The following is a 20,481-nucleotide window of genomic DNA, read 5'->3' on the forward strand; positions in this document are numbered from 1 at the left end:
CCGATCCCCTGCATGGGGCGCGATGCAGCGGTCAATGCAGCCGCCAGCGTCACACGGCTGTCACCATTCCTTCAAATCGCTGTCACGGGCGATTCCTAGCATCCGGGCAGTGGAAGCGGCATTGCGTCGTTTCCGCGTTTGGCTCGCCGGCATGCCGCTCCCCACGGCCGTTGCCGGCGGCGTATCGCACCCCTCTCCTTTCCGGAACAAAACGATGTCCCACACCCCGATGCCCACCCGCCGCAAGGCCCTGCAATTCCTCGCCGGCGTGCCGATGCTGCCGCTGGGCGCCAGCGCCTCCGCATCCTTCCTGACCGCCTGCGGCGGCGGCAGCGATGGCGCCACGTTCGCATCGGCCAGCTTCAGCTCGATGGCCGCGCCCACGCTGTCCAACCCGGCTGCCATGGCGACCACGTCCGTGGGCTCCACGATGAGCGTGAAGTTCAGCGACAACTCGGTGCAGAACTACCAGCTGGCCTACCAGCCCTTCTTCGTGACGGGCGACATGGTGTCCGACGGCAAGGGCGGCAAGATCCTCGCGGGCGGCTATGTGGACATCAACAACAAGGCCATCACCGACACCACCGTGGCCGGCAAGGAACGCCAGTTCTTCTCCGACTCGCCGGACGGCACCTCGCTGCTGACCGTGGCCAATGCCAAGGTGGACGGCGTGAAGGGCAACCCCGTGTTCGCCGTGGTGCAGTTCGAATACACCACCTGGGCGCAGGACGGCAAGACCGACATGTACGGCAAGCTGCCCTCCCCCATCGCCGTGCTGAGCCTGGACCAGGACCCCGCCACCGGCAAGCTGTCGCTGGTCAAGTACCACAACGTGGACACCTCCAAGGTGCACGGCCTGTGGATCACCTGCGGCGCGAGCCTGTCGCCCTGGGGCACCCACCTGTCCAGCGAAGAGTACGAGCCGGACGCCTTCACCATCGCCTCCAACGCGCAGTTCAAGGCCTACAGCAAGAACCTGTACGGCAGCGAGACGGCGGCCAACCCCTACCACTACGGCCACATGCCCGAAGTGACGGTGAACGCCGACGGCACGGCCAGCATCAAGAAGCACTTCTGCATGGGCCGCATCTCGCACGAGCTGGTGCAGGTCATGCCCGACCAGCGCACCGCGCTCATGGGTGACGACGCCACCAACAGCGCCTACTTCGTCTTCGTGGCCGACAAGGAAAAGGACCTGTCCTCCGGCACGCTGTATGCCGCCAAGGTCGGCGCGGGCTTCTCCATCGACCCCGCTGCCACCACCGCCGCGCCGCTCACCTGGATCAAGCTGGGCTCCGCCACCAGCGCCGAGATCGAGGCCCTGGCCGGCAAGCTCAAGCCCACGGACATCATGACCGTGGCCAGCGCCGACCCCAAGGACACGACCTTCACCAAGATCGTCGCCAACGGCAAGACCGAGTGGATCAAGCTGAACGCCGGCATGGAAAAGGCCGCCGCCTTTCTGGAAACCCACCGCTACGCCGCCCTGCTGGGCGCCAGCCTGGGTTTCACCAAGATGGAAGGCACCACGGTCAACGCCAAGGACAAGATCGCCTACTCGGCACTGCAGAACATCCAGACCTCGATGGTGGCGGGCAACGCGGCCAACGTGCCGGGCAACGGCATCTCGGTGCCCAAGCAGCTCGTGGCCGGCGCCGTGATGGCGCTGAACCTGCGCGGCGGCCAGAAGGACACCACCGGCGCCGCGATCAACAGCGACTGGATGCCCGTGGACACCAAGGCCCTGCTGGCCGGCGAAGACATCACGGCCGACGCGCTCGGCAACACCGCCAACCCGAACAACATCGCCAACCCGGACAACCTCAAGTTCTCCGAAAAGCTGCGCACGCTGTTCATCGGCGAGGACAGCAGCCAGCACGTCAACAACTTCCTGTGGGCGTACAACGTGGACACGAAGCAGCTGTCGCGCCTGATGTCGGTGCCCGCAGGCGGCGAATCCACCGGCCTGCATGCGGTGGACGAGATCAACGGCTTCACCTACATCATGAGCAATTTCCAGCACGCCGGCGACTGGGGCAGCATCCACAGCAAGGTCAAGGACACGCTGGACCCGCTGGTGCGCGCCAACTACAAGGACAAGTTCGGCTCGGCCGTGGGCTACCTGACGGGCACGCCGTCGCAGATGAAGCTGAGCTGAGCGCAGCCGCTCTCCCGGCATCGGAGCCGTGCCAGCGCGGCACGGCCGGTGCCCACCCAAAAGCGAGGCCCTGGCCTCGCTTTTTTTCATGGGATTGGCACACGGCAGCACCCATGGCGCACCGCCACAGAATATTGGAGCAAAAACCGGCTCCAGCACATATTCTTCTATGGCATGCAGCTACAAAAATAATAGCAAATAGCGTCTCCCATGGAGACCCGCCCTTTCCGGCCGCTCCGCGCATGGCGGTACGGGGCGAAGGGTTGTCTTCAAATGATAATAAATCGCATTCTTATAATGCCCGCTCACTCAGGCGCACCCCGGGCGCCGTGCTGCCGACCGGCGGCCGGATGCCCCCACCTTGCCGCCTGTTCCCGCTGCCGCTTCCACCGGCCGCTGCCCCCGGCCCGAGCCCGGCGGCGCGCGGCCCGGCGCCCTGCCTCCGGCAGGCCGGAAAGCGTCCGCCCGGTCCGTTTTTACCCAACCTGGAGATGCCCATGACGACCCCCTTGTTCAGAACCGCCGCCCTCGCCGCCCTGCTGGCCGCCAGTCCGCTCGGCGCCGTGGGCGTGGCCCAGGCACAAGGCACCGCCGTCCAGGCCTCCCAGCCCGCCACCGCCAATGCCGTGGCTGCCCACTACGCCACGCTGGTGCACGCCAACTACGAAGACACGCTGAACGCAGCCAAGGCCATGCACGCCGCCATCAAGGCCTTCACGGCCAAGCCGTCGGTGGAGACGCTGGCCGAGGCCCGCAAGACCTGGCTGGCCGCGCGCGAGTTCTATGGCCAGACCGAGGCGTTCCGCTTCTACGGCGGCCCGATCGACGACGACAAGGGCCCCGAAGGCCAGATCAACGCCTGGCCCATGGACGAGTCGTACGTGGACAGCGTCGAAGGCAAGCCCGACGCCGGCCTGGTGAACAACCGCCAATTCGCCATCACCAAGAAGAACCTCGCCGCGCAGAACGAGCGCGGCGGCGAGGAGAACATCGCCACCGGCTGGCACGCCATCGAGTTCTTCCTGTGGGGCCAGGACCTCTCGGACACCGGCCCGGGCGACCGCAACTTCGAGGACTTCGTCGATGGCAAGGGCAAGAACGCCGACCGCCGCCGCCAGTACCTGACGGTGGTCACCGACCTGCTGATCGACGACCTCACCTTCCTCGTCAAGGCCTGGGACCCGAAGGCCAAGAACAACTACCGCGCCAAGTTCGCCAAGGGCGGGCAGGAATCGGTGCGCAAGATGCTGGTGGGCCTGGGCTCGCTCTCGCGCGGTGAACTGGCCGGCGAGCGGCTGGAGGTCGCGCTCAACAGCCAGGACCAGGAAGACGAGCACTCCTGCTTTTCCGACAACACGCACCGCGACGCGGTGACCAATGCCCAGGGCATCCAGAACGTGTGGCTGGGCCAGTACCGGCGCGCCGATGGCAGCCAGGTGCAGGGCCCCTCGCTGCGCGACCTGGTGGCCGCCAAGGACGCCGCCCTGGCCGAGAAGACCACGCAGCAGATCGCCGCGTCGGTGAAGGCGGCCGAGGCCATCCAGGCGCCGTTCGACCGCGAGATCATCGGCGAGAAGGACGCGCCGGGCCGCCAGCGCATCCAGAAAACCATCGACAGCCTGAGCGCGCAGTCCAAGGACCTGGTCGCCGCCGCCAACGCCATCGGCATCACCCGGCTGACTCTCGTGCAACCCTGATCCCGCGATGCGTTTCCTGAAAGCCTTCCACCGTCGCCGCACCTGGCGCCTCGCGACCGCCAGTGCAGGCCTGGCGGCGGCCGCCACGGGCCTCGTGGCCAGCGGCCACCCGGACCCGCTGGGCGAGAAGCCCGGCGGCGACACCACCGTGTTCGCCACCGGGCGCAACGCCTTCTCGTTCCCCGCGGCCAACCTGCCGGACGACGAGCGCACGCGCTTCGTCATCGGCAACTCGTTCTTTCGCCGCAACTGGGTGGAGGCACCCGCCTCGACCAAGGCGCGCGACGGCCTGGGGCCGCACTTCATCGCGCGCTCTTGCGGCGGCTGCCATGTGCAGGACGGCCGGGGCGCGCCGCCCGAGATCTTCAACCGCCTGGGCGAGACCAAGGACCCCACGGTGGCGCTGCTGATCCGCCTGTCCATCCCCGGTGCCGACGGCCACGGCGGACCGCTGCACGAGCCCGTGTACGGCGACCAGTTCAACAACGCGGGCATCACCGGCGTGAAGCCCGAGGGCCGCGTCACCCTGCGCTACCAGACCATCCAGGGCCAGTTCGCCGACGGCACGCCCTACACCCTGCTCGACCCGAAATACGGCTTTGCCGACTTAGGGTACGGGCCGATGCACCCGGACGTGATGGTCAGCCCGCGCATCGCGCCGCAGATCATCGGCGTGGGCCTGCTGGAGGCCATCGATGAGGCCGACATCCTGGCCAATGCCGCCGACCAGGCCAAGGCGCCCGGCCCCATCAAGGGCGTGCCCAACCGCGTGTGGGATGCGCCATCGGCCCGGATGATGATCGGCCGCTTCGGCTGGAAGGGCAACGTGGCCACCATCGCGCACCAGACCGGCGGCGCTTTCGTGGGCGACATGGGCATCACTTCGCGCCACTTCCCGCACGAGGCCTGCACGCCCGCGCAAAAGGACTGCCTGGCCGCGCCCAGCGGCAAGAGCGCGGGCCGCCAGGGCCAGCCGGGCGTGGAGATCGACGACAAGACCTTCGACGACGTGGTGTTCTACCAGGCCACGCTCGCCCCACCCGCCCGCCGAAAGGTGAACGACGTGCAGGTGCAGCGCGGCCAGGCGCTCTTCGCCCAGGCCCAGTGCGCCGCCTGCCACCGCCCCAGCTACGTCACCAAGGAAGGGCCGTTCCCGCGCCTGACCAGCAAGGCCGTCTCGGGCCAGCGCATCTGGCCCTACACCGACATGCTGCTGCACGACATGGGCGAAGCCCTGGCCGACCACCGGCCCGACTTCGCGGCCAACGGCCGGCAGTGGAAGACGCCCCCGCTGTGGGGCACGGGCTTGATCCAGGACGTGAACGGCCACACCCGCCTGCTGCACGACGGCCGCGCGCGCGGCGTGCTCGAAGCCATCCTGTGGCACGGCGGCGAGGCCGAGGAAGCCAAGCAGAACGTGCTCAAGATGAACAAGGCCGAGCGCGACGCGCTCGTGCAATTCGTGGAGTCGCTATGACGAAATTCCCTGCTCTGCGCCCCCTGCCCCGCCTGGCCGCGGTGGCGCTGTGCGCCCTGGCGGGCGCTGCGGCCACCGCCACCGCGCAGACCAACTGGCGGCACGACGCTGTGCCGTTCTACGACACCACGCACGCCCTGCAAAGCCTCTACGGCCATTGGGCCCTGCCCCGCGCGGGCGACTTCGCCACCGCGGCGCAGGCCCTGCCGCCCGCGCTGCGGGCCCTGTGCGATGCGCCGCCCGCACAGGCCGGCGCGGCGCTGGACGCCGCCCGCGGCGCCTGGCGCAGCACCATGCTCGCGTGGGAGAGCCTGGGCGCCGTGGCCGTGGGCCCGGTGATCGCCCGGCGCACGCAGCGCCAGATCGACTTCGCACCCACCCGACCCCCGCTCATCGAGCGCGCCATCAAGGCCCAGCCGCAGGGTGCCAAGGCGTTCGAGCGCGTGGGCACGCCCGCCAAGGGCCTGCCCGCCCTCGAATGGCTGCTGTGGACACAGCCGGCCCAGCCCGCCACGCCGGCCTGCCGGTACGCAGTGGAGACGGCGCTGGACGTGGAGCGCGAGGCCGTGGCGCTCAAGGCGGCGTTCGACGGCGCCGCCACCACCGACTGGGCCGCCGAGGACGAGCAGGAGCGCTCCACCCAGGCCATGGGCGAGTTTATCAACCAGTGGGTGGGCGGCATCGAACGCCTGCGCTGGGCCCACATGGAAAAGCCGCTGCGCGCCGCCCAGGGCGGCCGCACGCCGGACTACCCCCGCGCCGCCAGCGGCCTCACGCCCGAAGCCTGGGCCGCCGAATGGAAGGCCTTGCGCACGCTGGCCGTGCTGCCGCAGGGCGCCGCGCTGCCCAAGCCGGGCGAGTCCCTCGTGCCGCTGGAAACCTACCTGCGCGGCCGCGGCCTGAACCCCCTGGCCGACCAGTTGCTGCAGGCCACGCAGCGCATCGACACCGCCTTTGCCGCCCTGGCGCAGCCCAGCAAGAACACCGGGCCGCAGGTGCTGCAGGCGGCCAAGGAACTGACCGCGCTCAAGCGCCTGGCCGAGGCCGAGATCGCGCCGGCGCTGCAGGTGAGCATCGGGTTTTCGGACGCCGACGGGGACTGACGCCATGCCAACCAAGCGACCGGAACGCATCCCTGCCGCCTCGGCACCGCTGTCGCGCCGGCAGGCGCTGCGGCTCGGCGCAGGCCTGGGGCTGGCCGTGCCGCTGGCCGCCGCCTGGGCCGGCCCGGCCGCCGCCGCGGGCTCACTGCGCCTGGCAGCGGCATGGCAACAGGAAGACGGCAGCTACCGCATCGGTGTGCTGCAGGCCCGGCCCGGCCAGGACGCACCGCTGCGCGCAACGCACACCCTGGACATTCCCACCCGTGCCCACGGCCTGTGCCCCCTGCCGGACGGCAGCATCGTGGCGGCGTCGCGCCGGCCCGGCGACTGGCTGGTGCGCTGGTGGCCAGGCACCCCGCGCGAACCCGTCTGGCAGTGGACGGACGGCACCCGCTCGTTCAACGGCCACGTGATCGCATCGCCGGACGGACGCCTGCTCTACACGACCGAGACCGATGCCGACACCGGCCAGAGCCTCGTCGTGCAGCGCAGCGCCGAGCGGCTGGAGGCGGTGAGCGAATGGCCCACGCAGGGCATCGACGCGCACGAACTCATCTGGGACCGCCACACGCTCGCCGATGGCGCGCCCACCTTGATCGTCGCCAACGGCGGCGTGCCCACCGCGCCGGAGACCGGCCGCGTGAAACGCGCGCTGGAGACCATGGACTCGTCCGTCGTACGGCTGCATGGCCGCACCGGCGACGTGCTGGGCCAATGGCGGCTGGACGACCGGCGGCTGAGCCTTCGGCACCTGGCCTGGAGCGCCGATGGCCGCGTGCTGGGCATCGCCCTGCAAGCCGAGCACGACGGCCAGCCGGACCGGGAGGCGGCGCCCGTGCTGGCGCTCTTTGATGGCAAGGCGTTGCGGGCCACCGCGCCCGTCCCCGCGCAGGGACCCGGCGGTCCACAGGGCGTTTTGCAAGGCGGTTTGCGGGGGTATGGCGGCAGCATCGCCGCCACCCCCGAGGGATGGGCCGTGAGCTGCCCTCGCGCCCAGGGCATCGCCACCTTCAGCCCACAAGGGGAATGGCAGCGCCTGGTGGCGTTGCCCGAGGTCTGCGCACTCGCCGTGAACGGCACCGCGCTCTGGGCTGCCGGACTGGACCACACCCTCGAAGACGCCCGCGGCGCCGCACCGCAGCCCCATCTCCACCGCAGCGGCTTGGCCAAAGCGCGTGTGGACAACCACTGGTACATCACCGGGTAAACCCTGCACACGCCCTCTTGAGAGATGTTGCATCGCGGAACACCAAAAATAAAAACTATCGAACTCATTACAAAATGGCAAAAATTTAGGACTTTTCCTTACACTCCGCCGGTTATCACGGGGTGCCCATGTCCTTTCTTCCTCCGCAACGCAAACACCTGATCGCGGCCCTGGTGGCTGGGGCCCTGCACTGCCATGCAGTGATGGCGGCGGACATCGTGCTTGCACCGCCGCCCAATGGCGGCTTCACGGTGACCAACACCGACAAAACCCAGATCCGCCTGCGCGTGGACGAGGCGTCAGGCTCCGTGACGGTGCCCGGACTGGCGTCGGCGCCGTCGCAGGCGACGCCGGTGTGCCATGGCCCCGGAGGCGCCCTCGGCAACTGTGCGGGCGTGGTGGGGGCCACCGGCGCGACAGGTGCCACGGGCGCTACAGGCCCGGCTGGCGCCACCGGGGCGACCGGCATCGCGGGTCCGACCGGCCCCACGGGCATCGCCGGCCCGACAGGGACCACCGGCCTATCCGGCGCCACCGGGGCCACAGGCAGTGCCGGGCCCACCGGGGCGACCGGCGTGACAGGACCCACGGGCACCACCGGAGCGACGGGGGCCCTCGGCCCCACGGGCAGCGCGGGAGTGGCCGGGCCCACGGGCCCCACGGGATCGGCAGGCGCCACGGGCGCCACAGGCTCCACCGGTGGCACCGGCCCTGCGGGCCCGACCGGCGCGGCAGGCTCGGTGAGCACGGGAGTCACCGTGCGCGAGATCACGCTGCAACCGGTGAATGCACAGGCCTGCGCCGTCACCTCCTGCTGCAATGCGGGCGAGAAGGTGCTGGGCGGCGGCCATTCCGCAAGCACCGGCCAGACATCGCCCGAGGACATCGGCGTCTATCTGGGCGAGAGCCGCCCGGTGGCCAATTGCGGCGGCAATGCGGGCACCTTCGGTTGGACGATCCGCGCCCTCAACTCCTATCGCTCGGACCTGCAAAGCTGCACGGCCTACGCGATCTGCGCCCAGTAACGGCGCTGGCTTCACCCACGGCCCGCATCGCCCCATGACCGCCCAGCCCACCGTGGCACCCCTTGCGCCCAACGACTTCCCGCCCATGCGGCGGCTGGCGCACGGCATGGCCGAAGTGGCTGCGGCGCTGCAAGAGGTCCATGCATTGCCGGACAGCCTCTGGGGCCCGCATTTCAATCTGGCGAAGCACAACGGCGGCTGGCACGTGGCGGCCCTGCGCAGCACGTCCCGCTCGCCGCCGCCTGCCGCGCCAGGCGAGTTCGCCGCGGACTTCTTCCAGGACGAAGCCACGATGGCGCAATGCCCCGCCATTCGGACCCTGGTGGCCGGCATCACGGAAGGCGCGCCGCTCAAATCGGTGCGCGTGCTGCGCCTGGCGCCCGGTGGCACCATCCTGGAACACGCCGATGCCGGCGTGGGGCTGCGCGATGGCGAGGTGCGTTTGCACCTGCCGCTGCAGACGCATGACGAAGTCTTTTTCCATGTGGGTGGCCAGCGGGTGCCCATGCGCACGGGCGAGTGGTGGTATGCCGATTTCTCCCTGCCGCACCGGGTTTGCAACCGGGGCACGGTCGAGCGGCTGCACCTGGTGGTGGATTGCGAGGCGACGCCCCGCCTGCGCCAAGCCATCGCCGCGGGCGATACCGGGCGGCCCTACCCGCCCGAACAGGACCCGCAGTGGCGGTTCGCGCGGTTTCGGGAACAGGTCTTCGACGAACCGGCGCTGCAGGACCGCCTGCTGGGCATCCACTCGCGGGAGGCATTCGCGCAGGCCTGCATGGAACTGGGCCAGGCCCGTGGATGGGCCTTCACCGAGGCGGAAGTCCTGTCCGCCATGGCCTCCGGGCGGCAGGCATGGATGCAGCAATGGGTCGTCTGAATTTCGAGGGCTGGTCGCCCATCCGCATCTACCCGGGGGCCGGCGGAGAGACGCTGGTGGACTGGATGCGCGCGCCGCCCGAGGTCACGCGCGCACCCTTCTTCTCGGACGGGGTGCAGGATGCGATGCATCACCCCTTCCACCAGGGGTTTCGCCGGCAGACACCGCTGTCCGATCTGCTCGACTGGGCGCAGGCTTCGCCAGGCCTGGCGCCCTCGGGCATCGTCTTTCACGTGTCGCGCTGCGGCTCGACGCTCGTGACGCAGGCCTTCGCGGCGCTGGACAGCCACGTCACCCTATCGGAGCCTCCACTGCTGGACGATCTGATGCGCGCGAACTCCCTGCTGCCCGGCATGGATCGGGCACTGGCGGTTCCCGCGGCCAGGGCGGTGGCCAGCGCCTGGTCGCAGCCGCTGCGGCCGGGCCACGGGGCAAGGCGCAGCCACCTCGTCATCAAATGCGATTGCTGGGCCACAGGCTATGCGGACCAGATCGCGCAAGCCTGGCCCGACACCCCATGGCTTTTCCTGTACCGGGACCCGCTGGAAGTGCTGGTGTCCCAATTGCAGCAGCGCGCGGCCTACCTGATCGCGGGCGGGCCCCTCGGCGTCAACCCCGCCGGCATCGCGTTCGACGATGCCTTGCACATGGGGCCCGAAGCCTATTGCGCCCGCAGCCTGGGCGCACTCTACGAAACCATGGTGCAGCAGTTCCGGCCGGAGCGCACGCTGCTGCTCGACTACCGGCAGCTTCCATCGGCCATCCTCACGGAGGTCGCGCCGCATTTCGGCATGGCGCTCGACGCTGCGGCCACCGAGCAGGCCGAACTCACCTTCGCTGTCCATGCGAAGCACCCCAACCACCCGTTCGCACCCGACGCGCAGCGCAAGCGCAGCCAGGCTTCGCCTCGCCTGCACGAACTGGCCATGCAATGGATCGATCCCCACTACCGCGCTTTGGAAGCCATGCGCGCGGCGGCAGGTAAGGCTTCCATGCACGCCGGCGGAACCCCTTCCGAAGCCCTTGAAGCCGGTTGACCACGCAATGACTTTTTCGCCCCCCTCCCCTGCGCGACTCGGCCGACGTGGCTTCCTGGGCGCCTCCGTGTCCACGGCAGCGACCGTGGCCTGCGCCGCCGCGCCGGCCCTGGCAACGCCGACGGACCCGGCACGACACGGCATCCGGCGGACGGTCGGCGTCCTGCTGCCGGAATCGTCGCGCTACCCCACCCTTTCCGCGGAGTTCCTGGCCGGCCTGGAAGCGGGCGCCGACGCCTCGGAACACCCCCCGCGTTGGCTGCCGCTGCCCTACGGGCGCAGTCCCCAGGCCGCGCTGCGGCAGGCGCGTGACGCCGTCGGATCCGGTGCGGTCGACGCGCTGGCAGGATGGCTGCCGATGCAGTCGGCCCGGGATCTGGTGCCGCTCCTGGAAGCGAACCAGGTGCCTTTTCTGGCCAGCGACACGGGGGCCGACCGGCTGCCCACACGGCTGGCCGCCCGCTCGCCGTGGCTGATTGCGCACACGTTGGGGCTGTGGCAGTCCTGCGCGGTGCTGGGGCAGGAAGCCCCGCGGCGCTGGGGCAGCCGCGCCCTGCTGTGCATGGGCTTTCTGGAAAGCGGCTACGACTTTCCGCATGAATTTCGCCGCGCGTTCGAGGCCGCAGGCGGCACGGTGTCCGCAGTGCACGTCTCCGGCCTGCCCGACGGCTCCGACGAGTTCGCCGGCTTGCGTTCGGCCTGGCATTCCGCCCGCGCCGACTTCGTGGTGGGCCTGTATTCCGGCGCGCAGGCCTTGCGCTTTCAGCGGCAGTGGAGCCAGTTGCAGCCGCACAGCCCGCCCCCCGTGGTGGGCACCCTCTTTTCGCAAGGGCCGGCGGACGCTGTCCAGGCGCTGCCGAGAGGCTGGGCCAGCGTGGCCTCCTGGAACGCCGGGTCCGATGCCTGCCGGTCGATCGCCGCCCGTTGCACGCCTCGGGGCGCCGGTTCGCTAACGGACCTGAGCGGCCCGGCCCTGCTCGGCTTCGAGGCCGGGCAGCGCTTCGCGCAGTGGCAGAGCAACGGCGCGGGGGTTGAACAACTGGCCCTCCTGTGTGCGGCCCCGGACAATGGCCCCCGCGGCGTCCAGCCCCACGATCTGGTGAGCGGCGAGCGCAACGGCACCCACTGGCTTCGCGGCGGCACGCCCGCAACGGGCGTTGCCACCGAGCTGGCATGGGCCACGCGCGGCACCCCGGCACCGCTCGGAGCCCCCGGCTGCAGCGGCTGGGCCACCCCTTATCTCGTGACTTAATGGAAGAACATCATGGCTGCAGACCCATTCCTCGGTGAAATCTCCGTGTTCGCAGGCAACTACGCGCCCCGAAACTGGGCTTTCTGCTGGGGCCAGCTGCTGGCGATCTCCAGCAACAGCGCATTGTTCTCGCTGCTGGGCACCACCTACGGCGGCAATGGCCAGACCACCTTTGCGCTGCCCGATCTGCGCGGCCGTATACCGCTGGGCATGGGCCAATTGCCTGGCGGAAGCTTCTACAGCCAGGGGCAGATGGGCGGGCAGGAGAGCGTCACGCTCAACATCAACAACATGCCGATGCACAACCACACCACGACCGTGGCGGTGAACAGCGGCGCGGGCAACTCGGCAGCGCCCAACGGCCGGTATCTGGCCGCTTCCGACCGGCGCGACAACCAATACACCAACCAGGCCCCCGACGGCAACCTGGCCGGCATTACGACGGGGCTGGCCGGAAACAGCGTGCCGCACGAGAACATGCAGCCTTATCTCTCCCTCAACTTCATCATCGCGCTCGTAGGGACCTTTCCGGCGCGAAATTGAGGCACGCCGCGGGGCAGCGCATGCTGGCCCGCCCCATGGTGCGCAATCAATCCACCACGGTCAGCTTGGCCACCGACAGCGCCAGCCATTTGGTGCCATGCCGGGGAAAGTTCACCTGGGCGCGCGCATCGTCGCCGGTGCCCTCCAGCGCCAGCACCTTGCCCTCGCCGAACTTGGTGTGGAACACGCCCAGCCCCACGCGCAGCCCGTGCGACGGCGCGGCCTTCTGCACCGGGACCGGCGGGCTGGCGAACGATTCCGACTTGGATCCAAATCCGCCTCTCGCGTTAGATCCATATGCACCGCCCGCTCCTGAATTAGGAGCAAACGTGCCGAACCCCTGCTGCTTGGGTGTGATCCATTTCAGCGCGGCTTCGGGCAGTTCGTCGAAAAACCGGCTCTTGATGTTGTAGCGCGTCTGGCCGTGCAGCAGCCGGGTCTGCGAATGGCTCAGGTACAGGCGCTTTCGCGCGCGGGTGATGGCCACGTACATCAGGCGCCGCTCTTCCTCCAGCCCTTCGCGGTCGCTCATCGCGTTCTCGTGGGGGAACAGGCCCTCTTCCATGCCGCCGATGAACACGGCGTCGAATTCCAGGCCCTTGGAGGCGTGCACGGTCATGAGCTGCACGGCATCCTGGCCGGCCTGCGCCTGGTTGTCGCCCGCCTCCAGCGCCGCGTGGGTCAGGAAGGCGGCCAGGGGCGAGAGTGTCTCGCCGGTATCGGTGTCCACGATGCCCGCCACGCCGCTGGGCAGCGGCTCGTCGGTCGTGGGCAGCGACGGGTCCAGGCCCTGGCTCGCCGGGCTTTGCGTGAGCGGCGTGCCGTGCTCGTCCACCGGCAGCGCGATGGCATCGCGACCGAAGCCCTCCTGCGTGACGAAGCTCTCGGCCGCGTTCACCAGTTCCTGCAGGTTTTCGATGCGGTCGGCGCCTTCCTTTTCGGAGCGGAAGTGCTCCAGCAGGCCGCTCGACTCCAGCATCTGCTCGATGATGCCGCGCAGGGTCATGCCCTGCGTCTGCTCGCGCAGCACGTCGACCAGGGCGACGAAGCTGCCCAGGTTGGCGCCGGCCTTGCCCGGCACCGCAGTGACGGCATCGTGCAGCGAGCAGCCCGCGCTGCGCGCCGCGTCCTGCAGCACCTCGACCGTGCGCGCGCCGATGCCGCGCGGCGGGAAATTGACCACGCGCAGAAAGCTCGTGTCGTCGTGCGGGTTCTCCAGCACGCGCAGGTAGGCCAGCGCGTGCTTGATTTCGGCCCGCTCGAAGAAGCGCAGGCCGCCGTACACGCGGTAAGGCACCGCGGCATTGAACAGGGCCGACTCGATCACCCGGCTCTGCGCATTGCTGCGGTAGAGCACGGCCACTTCCTTGCGTTCGAAACCATCGCTGCGCACGAGCTGGCGGATCTCCTCCACCATCCACTGCGCCTCGGCTAGGTCGGTGGTGGCCTCGAACACGCGCACCGGCTCGCCGGGGCCCTGCGTGGTGCGCAGGTTCTTGCCCAGGCGCTTGCTGTTGTGGCTGATGAGGGCGTTGGCCGAATCGAGGATGTTGCTGTAGCTGCGGTAGTTCTGCTCCAGCTTGATCTGGCGCTGCACGTCGAACTCGCGCACGAAGTCGGCCATGTTGCCCACGCGCGCACCGCGAAAGGCATAGATGCTCTGGTCGTCGTCGCCCACGGCGATCACGCTGCCGCGCGGCTGGAACTGGCCGTCCGCCACGTCGCCCGCGAGCTGCTTGAGCCAGGCGTACTGCAGCTTGTTGGTGTCCTGGAACTCGTCCACCAGGATGTGCTGGAAGCGCCGCTGGTAATGCGCGCGCACCGGATCGTTGTCGCGCAACAGTTCGTAGCTGCGCAGCATCAGTTCGCCGAAATCGACCACGCCCTCGCGCTGGCACTGCTCTTCGTACAGCTGGTACAGCTCGACCTTCTTGCGGGCATCGGCATCGCGTGCGTCCACGTCGCCCGGGCGCAGGCCCTCTTCCTTGCAGCCGCTGATGAAGTACTGCACCTGCTTCGGGGGAAAGCGCTCCTCGTCGATGTTGAACTGCTTGCACAGCCGCTTGACGGCCGAAAGCTGGTCCTGCGTGTCCAGGATCTGGAAGGCCTGCGGCAGGCCGGCCAGCTTGTAGTGCGCCCGCAGCAGGCGGTTGCACAGCCCGTGGAAGGTGCCGATCCACATGCCGCGCACGTTCACCGGCAGCATGGCCGACAGGCGCAGGACCATCTCCTTGGCGGCCTTGTTGGTGAAGGTGACGGCCAGGATGCCGCCGGGCGTGGCGTAGCCGTTCTGCAGCAGCCAGGCGATGCGGGTGGTGAGCACCCGGGTCTTGCCCGAGCCTGCGCCCGCGAGGATCAGGGCGTGCCCGGCCGGCAGCGTGACCGCGGCCAGTTGCTCGTCGTTCAGGTTCTGCAGCAGGGGCGAGGCGGCATCGGACTGGGGCGCGGGGCCGGCGTCGCCAGCACCGAAAGGCGCTGGCGCGCCGGAAAACAGGTCGTGTGGGAGCATGGCGCCATTGTAGGAACCTCCACCGGCCGCCCTCCGCCGTGGGGCTGCTCGGCGCTACCCCCCGCTGCGCGGGCGGGCCGGGTGCGGCGGCATGCGGCGCAGGCCGTCCACCGCGTCGGCCTCGAAGTCCTTCCACAGCGCGTCGCGGCGCTGCAGGGTCTGCGCCACCTCGCCATGCCGCTGCTGCGCCACGGCGGACACCAGCGCGTTGCACAGGAAGAACGCGGCGGTGTAGGAGTCGAACGGGGACGCGTTGGCCGTGCCCACCAGCAGGCTGTGGTGGGCGCAGGCCACGATGGGCGCCGCCGCGCTGTCGGTGATCGCCACCACGGTGCACCCCTGCTGCCGGAAATGCTGCGCGGCCAGCAGCGCGCCGTTGGAATAGCGGCGGATGGTGAACACCAGCAGCACGTCCTGCGGCTCGGTCCACAGCAGCCGGTCCACCGCGAAGGGCGCGCCCGCTCCCAGTTCCAGCACCTGCGGCCGGCACATGTTCAGGTGAGTGGTGAGGTAGGAGGAGACCGGCACGCTGTTCTTCTCGGCCATCACGAAGACGCGCCCCTGGCAGCCGCTGATGGCCTGCACCACCGCCCCGAACACGCCCATGTCCAGGCCCTGCCGGGTGGCGGTGAGGTTGTGCTGGTCGTGCAGCAGCGCATCGTCCACGCACTCGGCCAGGGTGCGGTCGCTGCCGATGGTGGCGCGCGTGCGCTGGGCGGGCGTCTGCAGCAGCACGGTCACCTCGCTGCGGGCTTCGCGGCGCACCTCGGCCAGGCTGGCATAGCCCAGCTTGGCGAACAGCCGCACCACGGTGGAGGCGCTGGTGCCCGCGCGCGCGGCCATGGCGCTGGCCGAGTCGAGCAATCCATCGGGGTAGTGGCGCTGCAGGTCGTCCGCCAGCGCACGTTCGCTGGCCGTCAGTGTGGGAGCGTGGAGGACGAGCCGTTCGGTCAGGAGCATGGCAGGGATGGGGAAGTCGACGGGGATGGGTGAGGGTAATCCAGCGCAGCCCCGCATGGCGAAGCACCGCGAGCACATTGCAATGACTGTTTCATGAATATATGATTATTGAAATATTCATTTCACTCGCGATGCCCATGACCACCCCCATCGAAGCCGCCTCCCCTGCCACCGGCCAGGCCCTGCCGCCGGCTGCGCAACCCCTGCTGGCCTGGCTGGCCTCGCAGGAAAGTGCCATGTTCGATCTGCTGCGGCAGGTGGTGGACACCGACAGCGGCAGCGGCCATGTGGCAGGCGTGCAGCAGGTCGCAGCCCTGCTGCGCGGGCGGCTGGAAGCGGCTGGCATCGCCGTGCAGACCCTGCCGCAGCCGGGCTGGGGCGAATGCCTGCTGGCCCGCATTCCGGGCAGCAACCCAGCGGCCGCAGGCCACCTGCAACTCATGGGCCACATGGACACGGTGTTCCCCCTGGGCACGGCCGCCGAGCGCCCCTGGCGGGTGGAGGCCGGCAAGGCCTTCGGGCCCGGCGTGGCGGACATGAAATCCGGCCTGGTCATGAACGTCTTCGTGGCCGAGGCGCTGGCCCGGTTCGGCGGCAACGCCTCGCCCGTGCACCTGTTCTTCTCATGCGACGAAGAAGTGGGCTCGCCCGCCTGCCGCACGGTGATCCGCGAAATCTCCCAGGGCGCGCGTGCCGTGCTCAACGCCGAGCCCGGCCGCATCACGGGCAACGTGGTGGTCGAGCGCAAGGGCTCGTACCGCATCGATTTCGAGGTGCAGGGCGTGGCCGCGCATGCGGGCATCAACCCCGCGCAAGGGGCCAGCGCCATCGAGGCCCTGGCGCGCAAGACGGTGGCACTGCACGCGCTCAACGGCTGCGAGCCGGGCGTGACGCTCAACGTCGGCTTCATCCAGGGCGGCATGGCCTCCAACGTGGTCGCGCCGCTGGCACGGGCCCATCTGGACCTGCGCTACACGGCCGAGAACGACCTCGAGGCCGTGCTGGCCCGCATCCGCGCGGTGATCGAAGAAGAATCGCTGCCCCGCACCAGCGGCCGCATCGTGGAGCAGACGGGCACGCTGCCCATGGCCAAAACCCCGGCCGACCTGCTGGCCGCCTACCAGCGCAGCGCGGCGCAGGTCGGCTTCGCGGTCGAGGGCGAATTCACCGGCGGGGCCGCCGACAGCGGCATCACCTCGTCGATGGGCATCCCATCGCTGTGCGCGCTGGGCCCGGTGGGCGGATACGCCCACAGCGAGCGCGAGTTCTGCGACCTGACCACCTTCGTGCCACGGGCCCAGGCGCTGGCCCTCACCCTGCTCGCGCTGGGCTGACGGCGGGCCAGGCCGCGCCCTGTTTTCCACCTTTGTCTTTTCATTTGCCATTGCCCCTGCCATGCCTGTTCGCACCGCCCCTTCCTCGCCTGACGCCTGCCACTTGACCCGCCGCCAGATCCTGGCCTCCAGCCTCGGGCTGGGCCTGGCCGGCCTGCCCGCCGTGGACAGCCACGCGGCAGAGACCTACCCCGCGCGCCCGATCACGCTTGTCGTGCCCTTCCCGCCCGGCGGCTCGGTGGACGTGATGGCGCGGCAATACGCCGAGCCGCTCGGCCGCATCCTGGGCGTGCCCATGGTCATCGACAACAAGCCCGGCGCGGGCGGATCGATCGGCGCGCAGTTCGTGGCCCGTTCCAAGGCCGACGGCTACACGCTCGTGGTCTCGTCGCAAAGCAGCCACCTGGCCAATCCGCTCGTGCAGCCCAACCTGGGCTATGACCCCATCAAGGACTTCGACAACATCGCCATCCTGGGCCGCCAGCCCAACGTGCTCGTCGTGCACCCCAGCCTGCCGGTGAAGACCTTCGCCGAGTTCGTGGCCTACGCCAAGCAGCGCCCGGGCCAGCTCAACTTCTGCAGCGCCGGCGCTGGCAGCATGGGACAGCTCAATGTCGAAATGATGCAGCTGGCCATCGGCACGCAGGCCGTGCACGTGCCCTACCGCGGCGGCTCTCCGCTCATCACCGCCGTGCTGGCCAACGAGGTGCAGTTCACGCTCGACAACCTGGTCATCTTCCTGCCGCACATCCAGGCCGGCAAGCTGCGCGCGCTGGCCGTGGCGTCGCCCCAGCGCCTGCCGCAACTGCCCGACGTGCCCACCTTCGCCGAACTGGGCCAGGCCCCGCTCAACCAGACGTCGTGGACCGGCATCGCCGCGCCCGCCAACACGCCGCCCGCCATCGTGGCCACGCTGCACAAGGCCATCCGCACGGCGGCCACAGAACCCTCCATGCTGGAGAACCTGCGCGGCCGCGGCGTGATCGCGCCGGAAGACATGGCACCGGCCGGCTTCGAGAAGATGATGGCCGAGCGCCTGGTGGCCTACGGCGACGTGGTGCGCCGCGCCAACGTCAAGCCCGAGTAGGCCGCAGACCCGGCCTCCCGCCCCGCCCACGGCGCTTCGGGACCGGGGCGCCACATGCGCGGGCTGCACCCGAGCCCGGCGCATCTGTGGGAACATGGCGCGCAACACCACTGCCGCTGCTCCGCTGCCCATGCGCCCACCCCTTCACTCCCTGACCGCCCTAGCCTTGCTGGCCACCTTCGGCGGCGCCCCGCTGCTGGCCCAGGCCCAGGCGTCCTGTTCCAGCGACGGCGTGGCGCAGCCCGTGGCGCTGTACGAACGCTTCATCAACGCCGACTGCGAATCGTGCTGGGCCGGGCCGCCTGCGCACGCGCCCGGCGCCAGTGCACTGGTGCTCGACTGGATCGTGCCCGGTGGGTTGGCGGACGATGCCCCCCTGTCCGCCGCCGCCACGCGCGATGCCCTGCAGCGACTGCAGGACCTCGGCCGCGGCGTGCCGTCATTTTCAGACACCCACACCGCCGAGGTGCAGCCCCTGCCCGGCCGGCTGCGCGTGGCCAACGGCCTGGCGATGAACGACTACCTCGGCACGGGCATCGCCTTCCAGCCCGCGCCCCGCAGTCTGCTGCCGGCGGGCCGCTACGCGTACACGCTGGTGCTGGTGGAGAGGGTGCCTGCGGGCACCGCAGGGACACCGGTCGAACGGTATGTGGTTCGAAATGCCCTCCAGGGCAATTGGAACGCCGGCATCCCGCTATCGAAAAAGGAGCAATCCGCCTGGATCGACAACCGCTCCATGCGAACCCCGGAAGGTACCGATGCCGAGCGCCTGTTCGTCGCCGGCTGGCTGCAGGATGCGCAGGGCCGCATCGTGGCCGCGGCGCAGTCCCGCTGCGCAGCAGGGTCTTGAGCGGCGGGTAGAATCAGTCACCGGGCCCAAGTTTCTTGACGCCCGGTTTTTTTGTGCCTGCGCACAGCAGGGTCCGGTGCCGTCCATTGCGGCGGCACCCGCAGAGCCGGTCAGCAAGCCAAGCGCCCACCGTGGCGGAAATCCTTCCGCCGCGTCCTTCAATGGAGCTTGGAAATCTGATGGAAATCTTCGACTACGACAACGTCCTGCTGCTGCCGCGCAAATGCCGCGTGGAAAGCCGCTCCGAGTGCGACGCCAGCGTGACGCTGGGCCAGCGCAGCTTCCGCCTGCCCGTGGTGCCGGCCAACATGAAAACGGTGGTGGACGAGAAAATCTGCCGCTGGATGGCGCAGAACGGCTACTTCTACGTCATGCACCGCTTCGATCTGGACAACGTGCAGTTCGTGCGCGACATGCAAGCGGCGGGGTGCTTCGCCTCCATCTCGCTGGGCGTGAAGCAGCCCGACTACGACACCGTGGACCAGCTGGCCGCCGCCGGCCTCGTGCCCGAGTACGTCACCATCGACATCGCCCACGGCCACGCCGACACGGTCAAGAACATGATCGGCTACCTCAAGGACAAGCTGCCCGGCGCGTTCGTCATCGCCGGCAACGTCGGCACGCCCGAGGCCATCATCGACCTGGAAAACTGGGGTGCCGATGCGACCAAGGTGGGCATCGGCCCGGGCAAGGTGTGCATCACCAAGCTCAAGACCGGCTTCGGCACCGGGGGCTGGCAGCTGTCGGCGCTCAAATGGTGCGCGCGCGTGGCCACCCGGCCCATCATCGCGGACGGCGGCATCCGCGACCATGGCGACATCGCCAAGAGCATCCGCTTCGGCGCGACCATGGTCATGATCGGCTCGCTGTTCGCCGGCCATGAAGAGTCCCCGGGCCAGACGGTGGAAGTGGACGGCGCGCTGTTCAAGGAGTACTACGGCTCGGCCAGCGACTTCAACAAGGGCGAGTACAAGCACGTGGAGGGCAAGCGCATCCTTGAGCCCATCAAGGGCACGCTGGCCAGCACGCTGGTGGAGATGGAGCAGGACGTGCAAAGCTCCATCAGCTACTCCGGCGGCCGCAAGCTGATGGACATCCGGAAGGTGAACTACGTGATCCTGGGCGGCGACAACGCGGGCGAGCATCTGCTCATGTGAAAGACCGCCGGACGGCCGGCGATCAGCACGTGATGACGGCAATTTTTTCTGCGGGACTTGCAGACGCCTCAAATCTTGGTGCATAATTCGAGGCTCTGCAGCGATGCAGACAACTTTTCAGAAAGTGGGTTCTTAGCTCAGTTGGTAGAGCAGCGGACTCTTAATCCGTAGGTCGAGTGTTCGAGTCACTCAGGGCCCACCAAAA

At 69.3% G+C, this 20,481-nt stretch carries 16 protein-coding genes and 1 tRNA gene; 15 read left to right on the forward strand and 2 right to left on the reverse strand.

All coding sequences use genetic code 11. The features are described from left to right. Positions 1 to 214: 214 nt before the first annotated feature. From M5C96_RS18225 to M5C96_RS18270, 10 genes are all read left to right on the forward strand, one after another. Entirely contained in the window at positions 215 to 2,158 is a 1,944-nt protein-coding gene (locus tag M5C96_RS18225; RefSeq protein ID WP_272564549.1) for a PhoX family protein, read from the forward strand. Between the two features lie 497 nt (positions 2,159 to 2,655). Beyond that, complete coding sequence (locus tag M5C96_RS18230; RefSeq protein ID WP_272564550.1) at positions 2,656 to 3,855, forward strand: imelysin family protein; 1,200 nt, start codon at positions 2,656 to 2,658, stop codon at positions 3,853 to 3,855. Between the two features lie 7 nt (positions 3,856 to 3,862). Next, a complete protein-coding gene (locus M5C96_RS18235) occupies positions 3,863 to 5,332 on the forward strand; it encodes a di-heme oxidoreductase family protein (RefSeq protein ID WP_272564551.1) in 1,470 nt (489 codons plus the stop codon). Next, positions 5,329 to 6,435 carry an imelysin family protein gene (locus tag M5C96_RS18240; protein ID WP_272564552.1) on the forward strand — a complete coding sequence of 369 codons (1,107 nt, stop codon included), beginning with the start codon at positions 5,329 to 5,331 and terminating at the stop codon, positions 6,433 to 6,435. The genes M5C96_RS18235 and M5C96_RS18240 overlap by 4 nt, the downstream gene beginning before the upstream one ends. 4 nt (positions 6,436 to 6,439) lie before the next feature. Next, positions 6,440 to 7,642, forward strand: coding sequence for a DUF1513 domain-containing protein (locus M5C96_RS18245; RefSeq protein WP_272564553.1), 1,203 nt, complete (start codon positions 6,440 to 6,442; stop codon positions 7,640 to 7,642). 128 nt (positions 7,643 to 7,770) lie between these two features. Beyond that, positions 7,771 to 8,667, forward strand: coding sequence for a hypothetical protein (locus M5C96_RS18250; protein ID WP_272564554.1), 897 nt, complete (start codon positions 7,771 to 7,773; stop codon positions 8,665 to 8,667). Positions 8,668 to 8,701: 34 nt separating this feature from the next. Beyond that, positions 8,702 to 9,547, forward strand: coding sequence for an aspartyl/asparaginyl beta-hydroxylase domain-containing protein (locus tag M5C96_RS18255; protein ID WP_272564555.1), 846 nt, complete (start codon positions 8,702 to 8,704; stop codon positions 9,545 to 9,547). Beyond that, on the forward strand, positions 9,535 to 10,584 hold the full coding sequence (locus M5C96_RS18260; protein ID WP_272564556.1) for a sulfotransferase family protein: 1,050 nt from the start codon (positions 9,535 to 9,537) through the stop codon (positions 10,582 to 10,584). Before M5C96_RS18255 ends, M5C96_RS18260 begins: the two co-directional genes overlap by 13 nt. A gap of 7 nt (positions 10,585 to 10,591) precedes the next feature. Further along, entirely contained in the window at positions 10,592 to 11,836 is a 1,245-nt protein-coding gene (locus M5C96_RS18265; protein WP_272564557.1) for an ABC transporter substrate-binding protein, read from the forward strand. A gap of 12 nt (positions 11,837 to 11,848) precedes the next feature. Then, positions 11,849 to 12,379: a phage tail protein gene (locus M5C96_RS18270; protein ID WP_272564558.1), complete on the forward strand. Its 531-nt coding sequence runs from the start codon at positions 11,849 to 11,851 to the stop codon at positions 12,377 to 12,379. Positions 12,380 to 12,425: 46 nt separating this feature from the next. On the opposite strand, the gene M5C96_RS18275 is transcribed toward M5C96_RS18270, so the two are convergent. Further along, positions 12,426 to 14,888: a UvrD-helicase domain-containing protein gene (locus M5C96_RS18275; RefSeq protein WP_272564559.1), complete on the reverse strand. Its 2,463-nt coding sequence runs from the start codon at positions 14,886 to 14,888 to the stop codon at positions 12,426 to 12,428. 54 nt (positions 14,889 to 14,942) lie between these two features. Continuing rightward, positions 14,943 to 15,848, reverse strand: coding sequence for a MurR/RpiR family transcriptional regulator (locus M5C96_RS18280; protein ID WP_272564560.1), 906 nt, complete (start codon positions 15,846 to 15,848; stop codon positions 14,943 to 14,945). 137 nt (positions 15,849 to 15,985) lie between these two features. Here M5C96_RS18280 and M5C96_RS18285 point away from each other — a divergent pair, with 137 nt between their 5' ends. The 5 genes from M5C96_RS18285 (at position 15,986) to M5C96_RS18305 (ending at position 20,478) form a co-directional block, all read left to right on the forward strand. Further along, a complete protein-coding gene (locus tag M5C96_RS18285; protein ID WP_272564561.1) occupies positions 15,986 to 17,182 on the forward strand; it encodes a M20 family metallopeptidase in 1,197 nt (398 codons plus the stop codon). A gap of 61 nt (positions 17,183 to 17,243) precedes the next feature. After that, a complete protein-coding gene (locus M5C96_RS18290) occupies positions 17,244 to 18,269 on the forward strand; it encodes a Bug family tripartite tricarboxylate transporter substrate binding protein (RefSeq protein WP_272564562.1) in 1,026 nt (341 codons plus the stop codon). Between the two features lie 130 nt (positions 18,270 to 18,399). Then, a complete protein-coding gene (locus M5C96_RS18295; RefSeq protein ID WP_272564563.1) occupies positions 18,400 to 19,119 on the forward strand; it encodes a hypothetical protein in 720 nt (239 codons plus the stop codon). A 179-nt stretch (positions 19,120 to 19,298) separates the two neighbouring features. Continuing rightward, positions 19,299 to 20,276 carry a GMP reductase gene (locus tag M5C96_RS18300; RefSeq protein WP_272564565.1) on the forward strand — a complete coding sequence of 326 codons (978 nt, stop codon included), beginning with the start codon at positions 19,299 to 19,301 and terminating at the stop codon, positions 20,274 to 20,276. 126 nt (positions 20,277 to 20,402) lie between these two features. Then, positions 20,403 to 20,478: transfer RNA gene (locus M5C96_RS18305), tRNA-Lys, on the forward strand. Positions 20,479 to 20,481: the final 3 nt, after the last annotated feature.

The organism is Acidovorax sp. GBBC 1281 (assembly GCF_028473645.1).
Taxonomy (GTDB): Bacteria; Pseudomonadota; Gammaproteobacteria; order Burkholderiales; family Burkholderiaceae_C; genus Paracidovorax.